The sequence below is a fragment of the Enterobacter cloacae complex sp. IR5403 genome (assembly GCF_049238705.1).
GTDB classification, from domain to species: Bacteria; Pseudomonadota; Gammaproteobacteria; order Enterobacterales; family Enterobacteriaceae; genus Enterobacter; species Enterobacter hormaechei_C.
On the sequence record NZ_JBMKHP010000005.1, the window covers coordinates 177,764 to 191,931 of the forward strand.

Below are 14,168 nucleotides of genomic sequence, written 5' to 3' on the forward strand. Positions count from 1 at the left end.
GGCGCTGTGAGATGCGTGTTTGTCGGGCAGTTATTTGCGCCCGGAATGGCCGAAGCCGCCTTCGCCACGGTCGGTAGCATCGAAGTCTGCCACCAGGTTAAATTCTGCCTGCACCACCGGTACAAACACCATCTGCGCGATACGCTCGCCCGGCTCAATGGTGAAGCTGTCCTGGCCACGGTTCCAGACGGATACCATCAGCTGACCCTGATAGTCAGAGTCGATCAGGCCTACCAGGTTACCCAGCACGATGCCATGCTTATGGCCCAGGCCAGAGCGCGGCAGGATCACCGCTGCCAGTGACGGGTCAGCAATGTGAATCGCCAGCCCGGTCGGGATCAGGGTCGTTGCACCCGGCGCCAGTTCTACGGCGTCATCGAGACAGGCGCGCAGGTCAAGACCGGCAGAGCCGGAGGTGGCATACGTTGGCAGCGGAAATTGCTCGCCAACGCGCGGGTCCAGAATCTTAACGTCGATTTTTTTCATCATAACGGGTAACGATCTCGTCCAGTAATTGTTGGCCCAGGAGTTCTTTGTGCTCAAGCGGTAAGACTTTATCTCCATCCTGCCAGAAAAGGTGCAATGCGTTGCTGTCGCTGTTAAATCCTTGCGTGGACAGCGATACGTCGTTCGCGCAAATCAAATCGAGGTTTTTGCGGGTACGTTTTTGCCGGGCATATTCTTCCACATTATTCGTTTCTGCGGCAAACCCAACAACGTAAGGACGATGAGTTTTCAATGCGGCGACACCGGCAACGATATCCGGGTTCTTCACCATTTTTATTGTTAATTCATCGCCTTGCTTTTTAATTTTGGCGTCGGCAATGGTTTCGGCGCGGTAATCAGCGACGGCCGCACAGCCGATAAAAATATGCTGCTGTTGAGCATGTGCCTGTACGGCGGCTTCCATTTCCAGCGCGGTCGTTACATCAATACGCTGCACAAACGCAGGGGTGGTAAGCGACACCGGGCCGCTCACCAGCGTGACGTTCGCGCCGCGTTTGGCTGCCGCGGCAGCAATCGCAAAGCCCATTTTGCCGGAGCTGTGGTTGGTGATGTAACGCACCGGATCCAGCGGCTCGCGCGTGGGGCCCGCAGTAATCATGATGTTGAGATGTTGCAGATCGTTGACAGGCGAGAAATGGGCGGCGGCCATATCAACAATCGTCAATGGGTCGAGCATACGCCCTGGCCCAACGTCGCCGCAGGCCTGGCTGCCGCTGTCCGGTCCCCAAATCAGCAGGCCGCGCGAGGCCAGCGTGTCCAGATTATGCTGGGTAGCGGCGTTGCGGTACATCTGCTGGTTCATTGCGGGCACAACCGCGACGGGCGCAGGCGTAGCGAGGCAAATGGTCGTTACCAGATCGTTCGCCATACCGGCTGCCACGCGGGCAATTAAATCTGCCGTGGCGGGTGCAAGGATAACCAGATCGGCCCATTTCCCCAGCTCAATGTGGCCCATTGCGGCTTCGGCTGCCGGGTCGAGCAGGCTGTCGGATACCGGGTATCCCGAGACGGCTTGCAGGCTCAGCGGGGTGATAAAGGCTTTGCCGCCTTCGGTGATCGCGACCCGTACGTCGGCCCCGCGCTCGCGCAAACGGCGCACCAGGTCTGGCGTTTTATAGGCAGCAATACCGCCGCTGACGCCAAGAACGATTTTTTTACCGGCCAGGCTCATCATGATTCTTTCCTGTTGGGTTTCACCAGAGAGCGGGCATTTTATCACAATCCCTAAAACGGGGTGATGATGTCCTTAATTCACTTTGCGAGGCGTTACGCAAGAACGAAACGTCAGCGTCGAGCCCCGAATTTGCCTGTGGCAGCATAATGGCAAACAGAAGGAGGCCGGGCATGGAAGAGACTGAACTGCTGCTACCGCGTGAAAAAATGCTGCGTCATGGCGTCACGTTGTTAAAGGACGACGAGCTGCTGGCGCTCTTTTTACGCACAGGCACGCCGGGGAAAACGGTATTTACGCTGGCGAAAGAGCTGATAGACCATTTCGGTTCACTGTATGGATTGCTGACCGCTGAGCTGGAGGCGTTTACGCACGTTGAGGGCATTGGCGTGGCGAAATATGCCCAGTTACGGGGCATTGCCGAGCTAGCCCGGCGATTTTACAACGTGCGTATGGAGGAGGAAGACCCGATCCTCACCCCCGACATGACTCGCGAATTTCTGCAAAGCCAGCTCTCCGATCTGGAGCGGGAGATCTTTATGGTGATCTTTCTCGACAACAAAAACCGGGTACTGAAACATACCCGCCTTTTTTCGGGAACATTGAGCCACGTTGAGGTGCATCCGCGTGAAATTGTGCGGGAAGCGATAAAAGTGAATGCAGCCGGCGTGATCCTCGCGCATAATCACCCCTCTGGCTGTGCAGAACCAAGCAGAGCTGACAAAGCAATTACCGAACGTATTATCAAATGCTGTCAATTCATGGACATTCGTGTGCTGGACCATCTGATAATTGGCCGCGGAGAGTACATTTCTTTTGCCGAACGTGGCTGGATTTAGGCCTTTTCTCGCGATCCATCGGGATCTTTGTCTGTTCGGGACTTGAGCACACCGCCGAGTCAGCGTATACTACGCCACCTTTGAGAATCTCGGGTTTGGCATTTGGGCCTGGCAATCGAGAGTTCAATAGAACTATGCGATGACCGGGCTGTAAAGCCTGACGAGGCGCCGATACCCCATACGAAGCTCGAGCTAATTTGATTTTTGGAGAATAGACATGTCCCGAGTCTGCCAAGTTACTGGCAAGCGTCCGGTGACCGGTAACAACCGTTCCCACGCACTGAACGCGACTAAACGCCGTTTCCTGCCGAACCTGCACTCTCACCGTTTCTGGGTTGAGAGCGAGAAGCGTTTTGTCACCCTGCGCGTATCTGCTAAAGGTATGCGTGTAATCGATAAGAAAGGCATCGATACAGTTCTGTCCGAACTGCGTGCCCGTGGCGAAAAGTACTAAGTACTTAAAGAGGAAATAAATCATGGCTAAAGGTATTCGCGAGAAAATCAAGCTGGTTTCTTCTGCTGGTACAGGTCACTTCTACACCACCACGAAGAACAAACGTACTAAGCCGGAAAAACTGGAACTGAAAAAATTCGATCCAGTTGTACGCCAGCACGTACTGTACAAAGAAGCTAAAATCAAATAATTTTAGTCTCCTTGTATTGAAAAACCCCGCAACTGCGGGGTTTTTTGCATTCTGCATCTCAACGGAGGAACCATGCCTGAATTACCTGAGGTAGAGACCAGCCGCCGCGGCATTGAGCCCCATCTGGTTGGCGCGACTATTCTTCATGCTGTCGTTCGCAACGGGCGTCTGCGCTGGCCGGTGTCCGATGAGATCCACGCGTTAAGCGACAAACCTGTCCTGAGCGTACAGCGCCGCGCGAAATACCTGCTGCTGGAGCTACCTGACGGCTGGATCATTATCCATCTGGGCATGTCGGGAAGCCTGCGCATCCTCACCGAAGAGTTGCCTGCGGAAAAGCACGACCACGTTGATCTGGTGATGAGTAACGGCAAAGTGCTGCGTTACACCGACCCGCGTCGCTTTGGCGCATGGCTGTGGACCAAAGAGCTGGAAGGACACAACGTGCTGGCGCATCTCGGACCTGAGCCGCTGTCAGAGGCGTTTAACGCGGATTATCTCAAAGAGAAGTGCGCGAAAAAGAAAACCCCGATTAAACCCTGGCTGATGGATAACAAGCTGGTGGTGGGGGTGGGGAATATCTATGCCAGCGAATCGTTGTTTGCCGCCGGGATCCATCCCGATCGGCTGGCCTCCTCGCTGTCGGCGCAGGAGTGCGAGCTGCTGGTCAGAGTAATTAAAGCGGTACTGCTGCGCTCAATTGAGCAGGGCGGGACGACGCTGAAGGATTTCCTGCAAAGCGACGGGAAGCCGGGCTATTTTGCGCAGGAGTTGCAGGTTTATGGCCGTAAGGGTGAGCCGTGCAGAGCCTGCGGGACGCCGATTATTGCCACGAAGCACGCTCAGCGCGCCACGTTTTACTGCCGTCAGTGCCAGAAGTAGGGTTACTTTAGCTTTTCCATCAACGCCTGGTGGACGTTAACCGGCAGAAAGTGGGTAACGTCCCCGTGATGGCGCGCCACCTCTTTCACCAGCGAAGAAGAGATGAAGGACCACTCTTTGGAGGGCATCAGGAATACGCTCTCCAGCTCCGGCATAAGATGGCGGTTCATGTGTGCCAGCTGCATTTCATATTCGAAGTCTGCTACCGCGCGAAGACCGCGGATCAGGATATTGGCCTGCCGGTCACGGGCAAAGTTTGCCATCAAGTCGCTGAATCCGACGACCTCAACATTCGACAGATGCGAAATCGCATCGGTGGCAAGCTGCACGCGTTCGTTCAGGTCGAACATCGGCTTTTTGCTCGGGCTGGCGGCAATGGCCAGAATCACCTTGTCGAACATACAGGCCGCACGGGTGATGATATCAAGATGACCGTTAGTGATCGGATCGAAGGTACCCGGATAAATCGCTTTTGTGCTCATGGCTCACGTTTTCTCTGAGTAGCCGCGGTTCAGCGCCCACAGCTCGGTGTATTTGTTGAAAGTATACTGGGCATTCACTACGGCCAGTAACCAGCCCTGTTTGCCGTCCAGCACGCCGCCACGCAGCAGCAGCGTTTTCAGAAACGCGCCCAGCGTGTGGGTGAAGATGCCGGTCAGCGTGGCCTTCTTGCCGCGCGCATGCCGCTCCTGCGCCCAGGCGGTGGCATAGTTCAGCTGTTTGCGCTGGAAGCTGGCGAAATCGCGGCAGGTCAGATGAAGCAGATCGCCCGTCAGGGGGATGATCTGAGCGCCATCGCAGGCCAGAGATTCATGGACCAGGTTATCGTTGTACTGATAACGCTCGCGCACATAGAGGCGCATCACGCGGTCGGGGTACCAGCCGCTGTGGCGCATAAAGCGGCCCAGGAAATAGTTACGACGCGCGATACTGTAGACCGCGCCAGGCTGTGGCGCGGCAAGCACCGTTTGAATGGCCTGTCGGAGTTCCGGGGTGACGCGCTCATCGGTGTCGATCATCAACACGTAATCGCCCGTGGCGTAACCCTGCGCACGCTGACGCTGAATACCGTAGCCCTGCCAGTCGGTGTCGGTAAAGACTTTTGCCCCGGCTGCACGGGCAACGTCCGCCGTATTGTCCGTACTTCCGGAGTCGAGAATGACGATTTCGTCAGCCCAGGCAACAGAGGCCAGGCAATCCGGAAGCAGGTCGGCGGCGTTTTTGGCGATCATCACGACCGACAGACGCGTTGACATTAGTGGCTCCGCTGCGGCAGGTAAGGTTGCAGAAGTTGCAGCAGACGGGTCAGCGCCCCCTGGTTCTGATGCAGGACTTCAACGGCGTGACGACCGTACCACAGGCGGTAATCTTCGTCAGTCAGAAGGGTAGAGACCTCTTTGACCACCGAATCCGCGTCGGTCACGGTGATTAAGCCATCGGCTTGCTGCAATTTCGCGCAGATATCTTTGAAGTTAAACGTGTGTGGCCCCATCAGCACGGGAATGGCGTGGGCTGCCGGCTCCAGCGGGTTATGACCACCGCGCTCCACCAGGCTTCCGCCAACGAAAGCAAGATCGGCGATCCCGTACAGCAGCATCAGTTCGCCCATCGTATCGCCAATCACCACCTGCGTGCTGCCAGAGGGAATTTCGCCGCTGCTGCGCAGGGTGAAGCTGAAACCGCCTTTTTGCACCATCTCGCGGGCATCTTTAAAACGCTCAGGATGGCGAGGAACCAGAATCAGCAGTAAATCAGGGAATTTTTCCAGCAGCTGACGGTGAGCCTGAAGAATAATGGCTTCTTCGCCGTCATGGGTGCTGGTGGCAATCCAGACCTGGCGACGCGGCGCCCACTGACGACGCAGTGTTACCGCACGGGCGGCGAGTTCAGGGGTGACGGAAATATCGAACTTCAGGCTACCCGTGACCGCAAGCTGGTTGCGCTTCAGGCCGAGGGCGATAAAGCGCGCGGCATCTTCTTCGTTCTGCGCGGCGATCAGCGTGATTTTGCTGAGCAGGCGACGCATAAATTTACCCAGCTTGCCGTACCCTTTCGCCGAGCGTTCCGACAGACGCGCGTTGGCGATAACCAAAGGAATTTTACGGGCATGCAGGGCGGAAATCATATTCGGCCAGAGCTCGGTTTCCATGACGATCACCAGTTTAGGGCGCACGGTATTCAGGAAACGGTTCATGGCGCAGGGGAGATCGTACGGCAGGTAGACGTGATGCACGTCTTTACCGAAGGCAGACATCACGCGCTCTGAGCCGGTTGGCGTCATCGTGGTGACGGTGATGGGCAGTGACGGATAACGGTGGCGCAAGGCACGCACCAGTGGAATGGCGGCCAGCGTTTCCCCGACTGACACGGAATGCAGCAGAATACCGTCCGGCGCCACTTTATTGCGGCAGTAGCCATAACGTTCGGCCCAGCGTTTACGGTACGCAGGCGCTTTACGGCTACGAAGCAACAGTCGCAGCCACACCAGTGGCTGAATGATGTAGAGCAGGGCGGTATACAACAATTCCAAGCGATTATCCGTTTTTTTAGTTTCGGCCGGGAAATTCTAAGCATTTAAGCGTGCTAAAGCTATCTCTTATGCCAGATACCGTTTTAAACGGAAGTAGCGTCGGCCCAGGCGCCAGCGCAAACGCGGGCTTTTGGCACTTTTCCAGATGAGCTTCCAGATCCCGGTGTCGAAGAACTCTTTGATTATCATTGATTTCTTCGCCTCATCCTTCATGTTGTCGAAGGTATGAATAATTCCCAGACCCTCTTTAGCGATTTGCCAGTAACAGGCCGGGATATTTTTCACTTTATCCGGGTAGCGCTGGTTAATGGCATCAAGCATCTTCAGGATCTTCATGTAATGGCGCGCAGAGCGAATCAGCGTGTCGTCATTATCCGGGGTGTGCGATACCGAGGCGGAGTGAATGTAGTAGTCGTAAAAGCGTTCGCTGGTGTACTGAACGCGTTCCGCGGCAAGCAGCACCTCAGTCGTCCACGGGATATCCTGATGGCGCAGGCCTGGCTCGAAACGGAAGCCGTGCTGACGAATAAAATCGTGACGATAGATATTCAGCCAGGTCACATGCAGGAACTTACGTGAATCCAGCGCCTTTTTTAACCATGCCGCGCCATTCATGACGCCCGTTGAGGCGAGCTTATCTTCAGGGAAGATAGGGCGAGACGGTTTTTTGTTATTTTCCCAGACGTAGTTGCCATTGCAGGTGGCGACATCCAGATTCTGCGTGACGGCCATATCCAGCAGACGCTGGTACATGCCGGGTTTGAAGACATCATCAATATCCGGGAAAGAGAGATACTGCCCGGTCGCAACGGCCAGGCCAGTATTACGCGCGATGGACACGCCCTGATTAGGTTGTTCAATAACCTGCATCTGTGGCAGCTTTTCGCGCCATTTTTCGACAATCTGCATCGAGCGGTCAGTGGAGCCGTCATTCACGATGATGACTTCCACACTGTCGATGTGTTGATTTACAAGGCAGGTAAAGAACTGATCGAGAAAAGCTTCACCGTTATAAACGGCAACCACCACGCTTAATAAAGGCGCTGAATTTTGCATATGAAACCTGATTATTTTTGGTTGTCGACCAAAGCAATGTATTGCTGGCAAATGGCGTTGATACCGAACGAGGCGATCGTTTCGCGATCAACAACCGGCGGAGAGGCATACAGTTCTGCCAGTGTTTTCGCCAGTGATTCGTCGGTTAACGCGGTCAGACCACGCGCCAGGGGGCCAGTAAGGATCTCAGCAGGGCCGCCAGGGCAGTTTGTACTCACCGGTGGGGTCTGACAGATAATGGACTCTACCAGTACGTTACCAAAACCTTCGCAGTCGGAACTTAACACTAAAAGGCGTGCCCCTTTGATCCACGGGTAGGGGTTAGTTTCGAACGGGCGGAAGACGATCTTGTTTTCAATTCCCAGCTTAGCGGCAAGCTGTTTGAGCTGGTTTATTTTCGCGTCAGAACCTTTACCCATCAACACCAGCGATGCGTCGATCTTGCTCAGCGCGAACGCCCGCAGCAGCCGGTCGTGACGTTTGTGTTCATGAAAACGGCCAACGTGGATAATGTAATCCTGCCCCTGCATCTCAAAGGGCGCTTCCGCCAGACGCTGAATTTCAGGGATATCAAAGGGGTTATGGATAACCGCTTTGCGCCGCAGGGGGATCGCGAGTACCTCAGACAGATCGTGCAGCACGGCGCCGGATACCGCCACCACGTTGCGGTTTTCATAGGTATGACGAATTTTATAATGCTTAAACCAGCGAGAAAGCCCGCTGCGATGGCGCAAATAGGAAAAGGAGAACATCCCGTGTATGCAGAACCAGACCTTATCCCGATCCAGCACGCGGCTGTGCGCTACGATACGGTCGGTTTTATGCAGATGCGAGAACACGACGTCAAATTTACCGCTGCGTTCTGCCTGCTCGATGGCGCGATCCAGCAAACGGGCGCGACGCGGGATCTCGGTCAGCTTCCGCCAGGGTTTTTTACAGGTATCCTGCACAACCTGAAAATCGATACCTTCCGGAATGGCGTAGTCGCACACCTTCCGTAAGGAGAAAAGGGTGACCTGATGCCCCAGTTCTGTCAGTCCGCTGGAGAGGGTGAGAACCGTTTTTTCGGCTCCTCCACCGGGTAAACCATCAATAATCATTAGGATGCGCATTATTAATCCAGTAATTTTTGATAAAGCGAAATAAGCTGACTTGATAGTTTTTCAGGGGTTGCTTCTCTGACGCGTTCACGCGCCGCAAGCCCCATATTGTTATTTTTTTCCAATGAAGGGATGGACATGACGGCCTCCTTCAATGTGTGGATATCAAGTGCATCACAGTAAAACCCGTTCTGGCCTTGCTCAATAAATTCTGAACCACCGCAACTCTCTGACGTAATGACGGGCAATCCACAGGCCATTGCTTCAAGTATGACGTTAGGGAAAGGATCATACAGCGTCGGCAGCAGTAAACCATCAGAAAGCTGATAAAATGGCAGCGTCTCTTTTTGCATCCCCAGGAAACGGATTTGCCCCTCACAGCCTAATGAGCGGGCGAGGTCGCGATAACGGCTTTCCGCTTTATCCTGACCGACCACAACCAGCCACGCCGAAGTTCCTGCTATAGCCCGAATAGCGCTTGCCAGCCCCTTGCGTTCAAACCCTGAACCCACGAAGCAGAAAATGACGGTATCAGCGGGTAAGCCAAATTGCTGACGCAGTACAGCACGCTGACGCTCTTCTGCCGGAACGAAGCGGCTGGAATCTATTGAATTATAAATCACATGTATCTTTTTTGCGTCAATATCAAAGTCTTCGACGATTTCGCGCTTGATCATCTCCGCATTACAGATAACGGCTTTCAACTCGGGCGCCTGGTACATTTCACGTTCTGCGTGCATCACGTAGCGGTGATAGCGATCGTGCATAAGCAGCTTCGCGCGCCAGGCGGGAAGAATACGCGTACGCTGTAGCAGCCAGCGTCGATGTACACCATCCCCGGCGCGGTAAATATCGCAGCCCGGAATACGTTCATGGCTCTGGACAATATCAAACTGCTGTTGCTGCCACAGCGCGCGCGCGGCGTGTGCAAAGCCGCGCTCACGGCTGATGCGGCCCCACTTTCGGGGATCGCAAATATGAATATGCCAGTCGTCCTGCTTTTCGCCCTGCCACTCACGGGTGATGACGTTGAGCTCAAGATTTTGATTGCTCAGCGCGGTAAGTGCCCTGGAGACAAAACGTTCTGCTCCGCCATCCGGACGATATTTTTGGCGCACAATGGCCAGACGATGAAGCTTCATTGCAGGTTTCTCCTTGCGGCGGAGACGACAGCATCAACGGGGATGGCGTCGAGATAACGTTCCGTCGTTTTTGTATCAATGGCGTCAGGGTTGGGAAGCGGGCCGTAGTCGCCTGCCCAGATGACCTCGCCGTTAACCTGCCATGGCGACCAGAACGTCAATTTTGACGGGCCAAACAGCGCCACGCAGGGCGTCTGAAGGGCGGCGGCCATGTGCATGGGTACGGAGTCAACGCCAATGAAAAGGATCGCGTGATCGATAAGCGAAGCCAGCTGGCGCAGGGTTAACTGCCCTGCCAGCGATACAACACCCGTCTGCGGGGAGGCGGCAAGAATACGGTCAATCATCGCCAGCTCTTTCTTATCCGGTCCCGCCGTAAGGACGATAGTGTGGCCGTCCTGCTGCAACGCGGCGATAGTTTGCGCCATTTTGCCTTCGTCCCAGCACTTAAAGAACCAGCGTGAAGTGGGTTGAATAACGATGTAGCGGTCTCCCACGCCATTTTGCGTCAGCTTTTGGTGAGCATGGCGCCAGTCATCCGCGCTATAAGCCATGGTCACGGTAGGGTTGGCCATTACCGGCAGCGCTGACAGTATGGAGAGATTTTGTTCAACGGTGTGCAGCGACTGATGGCTGGCGACCGAGACCAGTTCACTGTGACAAAAACGCCAGAAGGCATTATTGCGCTTGTTAAAGGCGAACCCGAGCCGAACCGGTGCGCCGGTGAAGCGGGTAACAATCGCGCTGCGCCATTGATCGGCAAGATTGATCACCAGATGATAATGCTGAGCGCGTAAAGCACGAAGCAACTGCCACTCTTTTTGCAGGTGCTTCAGCGTCCCCAGCTGCTTCCATTTACGATCGATACCATAGATCGTCCCGATTGCCGGATGCGCGGCGAGCATGTCTCGCGTCTCTTCATAGAGAAGCACGTCGATTTGGGCTTCAGGCCATTTCTGGCGTAATGAATTGATGACGGGGGTGGTGAGTAACATGTCACCATGATGGCGAAGTTTGATCAGTAAAATGCGCAAATCAGGCGTGTCAGGTAAGTTATTCATCATCATCTTATCGGCGTTGTACTATTGGCAATTCTAATAGACCTGGTAACGACTTGCACTCTTTCTCCATAATGTCAGGAATTTCCCTGGAAGGGTTTACTCCTGCTTTCGGGCGTGCGTAACATAGCGCTAACTATTTTGTCTTGCGGGCTCATTATGAAAAAACCAGCGTTTATCATCACGATCGATACCGAAGGGGATAATCTCTGGCAGAACCACCGGGTGATCAAAACGGAAAACGCGCGCTACCTGGCGCGGTTTCAGGCGCTTTGTGAACGCTTCGGCTTTAAGCCCGTCTGGCTGACCAACTACGAGATGGCCGTCGAACCGGTATTCATTGAGTTCGCGAAAGAGGTCATAGCCCGCGGTCAGGGTGAGGTGGGAATGCATCTCCATGCCTGGAACAGCCCTCCGGAGCACGATCTGACCGGTGATGACTGGCGCTGGCAGCCTTATCTGATTGAGTTTTCAGACGAGGTCATGCGTGAGAAAGTGCTCTTCATGACCCACTTACTGGAAGAGACTTTCCAGACAAAAATGCTCAGCCATCGCGCCGGGCGCTGGGCATTCGACAGCCGTTACGCCCAGTTGCTGATTGAGCTGGGGTATCAGGTTGATTGTTCCGTTACGCCGCGTGTGAACTGGCGCAACGCGAAAGGTGCCCCGCAGGGTAAGGGCGGAACGAATTACCAGCATTTTCCCGATCGTGCCTACTTTTTGGACGTAGACGACATTTCCCGGCCGGGAAACAGCCCTCTCCTCGAAGTGCCGATGAGCATCCAGTATAAACACCCGGCATGGCTGAATTCCCTGAAGCAGGGTTATGATCGTCTGCGCGGTAAATACCGTTCTCCGTCAGTTAACTGGTTACGCCCGTCCGGAGGAAATGCGGCGGAGATGATTAAGGTGGCGCAGCAGTGCCTGGCTCAGGGGAATGACTACGTGGAGTTCATGCTGCATTCGTCGGAATTTATGCCTGGCGGCAGCCCTACTTTTAAAGACGAGGCCGCGATTGAAGGGCTGTATCAGGATCTGGAGCAGCTCTTTACCTGGTTATCAGATAAGACCGTGGGGATGACGCTGGCGGAGTTTTACCAGTACAAAAAATAGTTATGCCCGCCAGGCGGGCATATTTGTTATTGCTGTTTTGTTTGTGAGAAAGGTGTACTTAGCGCAAACAAAATCATAAAGAAGATTAAGGCTTCTGAACTGAGCAGTATGACATCCGTCAGTCCATACAAAAGCAAAAGAAGCATCGACGTCAGCAGCAGCGCGTTTCTGTTTCGTAGGGCATACACAATCATCGAAACGAAGAAAAAGAGCATTACCGCCACGCCGGGGATCCCCTGCAAAGAGTATTTCTCAATAAATTCATTATGCAGGTGGACTTTGATGTATTCGAGTGCACTGCCAAGGTGAGGATGGCCGTCTTTTATATACTGCCGTGTCCACGTTTCACGGTCTTCAAGTGATTGCCCCAACGGATGTGCAAGACCATTCGCGATCCCGACAGTCCACATCGAAAAACGTGCGCCAAGTGACGTGCGGTCATAGCCTTTCTGATAATTCTCAAATTCAATTTGGGTTTGCGTTATTTTCGGGGAAATTAACGGCTTGTAGCTCACGATGACAATCCCGGCCACAATACATAAAAAGATGAGAGTGGATTTGAGATGAATCTTTCTGAAATGATACAGCGTGAGCACAACCGCCAGAAGCAGATATAAACCCATCGCAGCACGGGTCCCCGTCAACAGTATGACGAAGTAAGAAATTAATATAGTGAAGCCCGCAACAACATACAGCTTCACGTTCTGTTGAAGGTAAAGACTGTATACGAAAGCCAGTGACAGGACAGAATAAACGTAAGCTGAAACGGTGGCACGGTTAATTGCCATCTCAACGCGAGTCATACCTTGCGAGGCCTGCCACAAGCCATACCCTGTGGCGAGCACAAACCCCAAGGCCGTTGCGAAGAAGAACAATTTCCTGAAGGTGTCCTTATCGATATAAATCTTAAAGCGGTCAATATAGAAAATCAGGACACTCGCTAAAATTAACTTTTTGCTGGCACCGAGATAGTCGCTGTAAAGGTTGAGGCCCTCGTTATGATACTCATAGACTAAGTACCAGCCGAGGTTAAGTAACCCAATCAGCAGAATGGGCAGCGCTATAGTAAAAGGTCGCAGAGTGATTTTTTTATATTCGAAAGCCAGGCCAATAATACTGACGTAAATAGCAATATAGAAAAACTCTCTTTGCTTCCCTGAACTGACCAATGCCAGCATCAAAGAGATGAGGCTCAAAGCGATCGTCAGTTGATAGAGCCGTGGTTTTATTTTTTCCATAACGCCTCAATAACCCTTTTTTTGTAGCTAAAACGAACATCGGTGGACAGGAAAAAAGACAATGTATACATGGCCTTTACGCGTTGTTTCACGAGCTGCAATTGTTGGTCTGTAAGACAGGACCGATGGTTGCTGTAAATATCAAACCAGTGGCAATTGACGAGATGTTTGTAGCGTGACGGAAATGTTCTTTCCATCTGTAACGTGCATTCGACAAGCGTTGAAATTTTGCTGGCGTCCAGACTGCTCGACAAACTGTCGCGACGCTTGATGTAATAATAATGCCCCTGGCGTTGATAGGCTATTTTGCTCGATTGCATCAACATTCCCGGGAAGACAGCGAAATCCTCATAACATAACATCGGAGGAATAGGGTTACTCTCGTACAGGCTACGATGAATAAACTGGCCAATGAGATGTGCCTGAAAGTCTTTATGACGTAAGAAGCGAGCGACTGCTTCATGTTGTAACAATGGCACAGGATTAAATCCCTGCCAGTCTGAAGTCATTTTCCGGGGATCGCGAATCTCAAGCAAACGTGTCAGTAACATATCCGGACGTTGCGCTTTCAGGAAGGCTATTGCGTCCCTCAGGCTGCCCGGCTTTAAGCAATCGTCACTGTCGAGCATCGTAATATACTCACCCGATGCCAGTGCGACAGCGCTGTTTCTTACCCGGCCTACGTTACGAAAGTTCACGGTGCGCGTTATGATCTGAGGAAATTTCGGCGACCACTCATCAATTATTGCCTGCGTGGCATCCTCAGAACTGTCATTGAAAATAATGACTTCAGTATCCTGAACGGTTGCTGCCAGCAGGCTTGAAAGCGTGGCGTGCAGCGTAGCTTCAGCGTTATGCGCAGCAATAATGACGCTTAAAAAAGCCATA

16 protein-coding genes are annotated in these 14,168 nt (G+C 53.3%); 5 read left to right on the top strand and 11 right to left on the bottom strand.

Annotation, left to right across the window (positions count from 1 at the left end):
- Window positions 1-30: 30 nt before the first annotated feature.
- Entirely contained in the window at window positions 31-489 is a 459-nt protein-coding gene (dut, locus tag ACOTW6_RS09620; protein WP_163324087.1) for a dUTP diphosphatase, read from the bottom strand.
- The gene (gene coaBC / locus ACOTW6_RS09625; RefSeq protein WP_176691877.1) at window positions 467-1,678 is read right to left on the bottom strand and encodes a bifunctional phosphopantothenoylcysteine decarboxylase/phosphopantothenate--cysteine ligase CoaBC; all 1,212 of its coding nucleotides are present in this window, start codon (window positions 1,676-1,678) and stop codon (window positions 467-469) included. The genes dut and coaBC overlap by 23 nt, the downstream gene beginning before the upstream one ends.
- A gap of 173 nt (window positions 1,679-1,851) precedes the next feature.
- On the opposite strand from coaBC, the gene radC reads away from it, so the two are divergent.
- The 4 genes from radC (at window position 1,852) to mutM (ending at window position 4,043) form a co-directional block, all read left to right on the top strand.
- Window positions 1,852-2,517 carry a RadC family protein gene (radC, locus tag ACOTW6_RS09630; RefSeq protein ID WP_006812419.1) on the top strand — a complete coding sequence of 222 codons (666 nt, stop codon included), beginning with the start codon at window positions 1,852-1,854 and terminating at the stop codon, window positions 2,515-2,517.
- A gap of 217 nt (window positions 2,518-2,734) precedes the next feature.
- Window positions 2,735-2,971: a 50S ribosomal protein L28 gene (rpmB, locus tag ACOTW6_RS09635; protein ID WP_002436699.1), complete on the top strand. Its 237-nt coding sequence runs from the start codon at window positions 2,735-2,737 to the stop codon at window positions 2,969-2,971.
- Between the two features lie 22 nt (window positions 2,972-2,993).
- The gene (rpmG, locus tag ACOTW6_RS09640; protein ID WP_003024094.1) at window positions 2,994-3,161 is read left to right on the top strand and encodes a 50S ribosomal protein L33; all 168 of its coding nucleotides are present in this window, start codon (window positions 2,994-2,996) and stop codon (window positions 3,159-3,161) included.
- A 72-nt stretch (window positions 3,162-3,233) separates the two neighbouring features.
- On the top strand, window positions 3,234-4,043 hold the full coding sequence (mutM, locus tag ACOTW6_RS09645) for a bifunctional DNA-formamidopyrimidine glycosylase/DNA-(apurinic or apyrimidinic site) lyase (RefSeq protein ID WP_003860879.1): 810 nt from the start codon (window positions 3,234-3,236) through the stop codon (window positions 4,041-4,043).
- Between the two features lie 2 nt (window positions 4,044-4,045).
- On the opposite strand, the gene coaD is transcribed toward mutM, so the two are convergent.
- From coaD to rfaQ, 7 genes are all read right to left on the bottom strand, one after another.
- A complete protein-coding gene (gene coaD, locus ACOTW6_RS09650) occupies window positions 4,046-4,525 on the bottom strand; it encodes a pantetheine-phosphate adenylyltransferase (RefSeq protein WP_015570040.1) in 480 nt (159 codons plus the stop codon).
- A 3-nt stretch (window positions 4,526-4,528) separates the two neighbouring features.
- Window positions 4,529-5,299: a glycosyltransferase family 2 protein gene (locus tag ACOTW6_RS09655; protein ID WP_062933121.1), complete on the bottom strand. Its 771-nt coding sequence runs from the start codon at window positions 5,297-5,299 to the stop codon at window positions 4,529-4,531.
- Window positions 5,299-6,573 carry a lipid IV(A) 3-deoxy-D-manno-octulosonic acid transferase gene (waaA, locus tag ACOTW6_RS09660; RefSeq protein ID WP_003860874.1) on the bottom strand — a complete coding sequence of 425 codons (1,275 nt, stop codon included), beginning with the start codon at window positions 6,571-6,573 and terminating at the stop codon, window positions 5,299-5,301. Before waaA ends, ACOTW6_RS09655 begins: the two co-directional genes overlap by 1 nt.
- 66 nt (window positions 6,574-6,639) lie before the next feature.
- Window positions 6,640-7,629: a glycosyltransferase gene (locus tag ACOTW6_RS09665; RefSeq protein ID WP_047733240.1), complete on the bottom strand. Its 990-nt coding sequence runs from the start codon at window positions 7,627-7,629 to the stop codon at window positions 6,640-6,642.
- 11 nt (window positions 7,630-7,640) lie between these two features.
- Window positions 7,641-8,741, bottom strand: coding sequence for a glycosyltransferase (locus ACOTW6_RS09670; protein WP_062933122.1), 1,101 nt, complete (start codon window positions 8,739-8,741; stop codon window positions 7,641-7,643).
- Between the two features lie 2 nt (window positions 8,742-8,743).
- Entirely contained in the window at window positions 8,744-9,871 is a 1,128-nt protein-coding gene (locus ACOTW6_RS09675; protein ID WP_062933123.1) for a glycosyltransferase family 4 protein, read from the bottom strand.
- Complete coding sequence (gene rfaQ / locus ACOTW6_RS09680) at window positions 9,868-10,938, bottom strand: putative lipopolysaccharide heptosyltransferase III (RefSeq protein ID WP_074135700.1); 1,071 nt, start codon at window positions 10,936-10,938, stop codon at window positions 9,868-9,870. Before rfaQ ends, ACOTW6_RS09675 begins: the two co-directional genes overlap by 4 nt.
- Before the next feature lie 150 nt (window positions 10,939-11,088).
- Between rfaQ and ACOTW6_RS09685 the strand changes: the two genes are divergently transcribed.
- Complete coding sequence (locus ACOTW6_RS09685; protein WP_062933124.1) at window positions 11,089-12,042, top strand: polysaccharide deacetylase family protein; 954 nt, start codon at window positions 11,089-11,091, stop codon at window positions 12,040-12,042.
- A gap of 26 nt (window positions 12,043-12,068) precedes the next feature.
- Here the strand turns inward: ACOTW6_RS09685 and ACOTW6_RS09690 are convergent, their stop codons facing one another.
- Together ACOTW6_RS09690 and ACOTW6_RS09695 are read right to left on the bottom strand one after the other, a co-directional pair.
- On the bottom strand, window positions 12,069-13,280 hold the full coding sequence (locus tag ACOTW6_RS09690; protein ID WP_062933125.1) for an O-antigen ligase family protein: 1,212 nt from the start codon (window positions 13,278-13,280) through the stop codon (window positions 12,069-12,071).
- A complete protein-coding gene (locus ACOTW6_RS09695; RefSeq protein ID WP_062933126.1) occupies window positions 13,268-14,167 on the bottom strand; it encodes a glycosyltransferase family 2 protein in 900 nt (299 codons plus the stop codon). The genes ACOTW6_RS09690 and ACOTW6_RS09695 overlap by 13 nt, the downstream gene beginning before the upstream one ends.
- Window position 14,168: the final 1 nt, after the last annotated feature.

Bases quoted from the DNA above. Each gene is read 5' to 3' on its own strand.
- dut (WP_163324087.1), bottom strand. From the start codon at position 489: ATGATGAAAAAAATCGACGTTAAGATTCTGGACCCGCGCGTTGGCGAG.
- coaBC (WP_176691877.1), bottom strand. From the start codon at position 1,678: ATGAGCCTGGCCGGTAAAAAAATCGTTCTTGGCGTCAGCGGCGGTATT.
- radC (WP_006812419.1), top strand. From the start codon at position 1,852: ATGGAAGAGACTGAACTGCTGCTACCGCGTGAAAAAATGCTGCGTCAT.
- rpmB (WP_002436699.1), top strand. From the start codon at position 2,735: ATGTCCCGAGTCTGCCAAGTTACTGGCAAGCGTCCGGTGACCGGTAAC.
- rpmG (WP_003024094.1), top strand. From the start codon at position 2,994: ATGGCTAAAGGTATTCGCGAGAAAATCAAGCTGGTTTCTTCTGCTGGT.
- mutM (WP_003860879.1), top strand. From the start codon at position 3,234: ATGCCTGAATTACCTGAGGTAGAGACCAGCCGCCGCGGCATTGAGCCC.
- coaD (WP_015570040.1), bottom strand. From the start codon at position 4,525: ATGAGCACAAAAGCGATTTATCCGGGTACCTTCGATCCGATCACTAAC.
- ACOTW6_RS09655 (WP_062933121.1), bottom strand. From the start codon at position 5,299: ATGTCAACGCGTCTGTCGGTCGTGATGATCGCCAAAAACGCCGCCGAC.
- ACOTW6_RS09665 (WP_047733240.1), bottom strand. From the start codon at position 7,629: ATGCAAAATTCAGCGCCTTTATTAAGCGTGGTGGTTGCCGTTTATAAC.
- ACOTW6_RS09670 (WP_062933122.1), bottom strand. From the start codon at position 8,741: ATGCGCATCCTAATGATTATTGATGGTTTACCCGGTGGAGGAGCCGAA.
- ACOTW6_RS09675 (WP_062933123.1), bottom strand. From the start codon at position 9,871: ATGAAGCTTCATCGTCTGGCCATTGTGCGCCAAAAATATCGTCCGGAT.
- rfaQ (WP_074135700.1), bottom strand. From the start codon at position 10,938: ATGATGATGAATAACTTACCTGACACGCCTGATTTGCGCATTTTACTG.
- ACOTW6_RS09685 (WP_062933124.1), top strand. From the start codon at position 11,089: ATGAAAAAACCAGCGTTTATCATCACGATCGATACCGAAGGGGATAAT.
- ACOTW6_RS09690 (WP_062933125.1), bottom strand. From the start codon at position 13,280: ATGGAAAAAATAAAACCACGGCTCTATCAACTGACGATCGCTTTGAGC.
- ACOTW6_RS09695 (WP_062933126.1), bottom strand. From the start codon at position 14,167: ATGGCTTTTTTAAGCGTCATTATTGCTGCGCATAACGCTGAAGCTACG.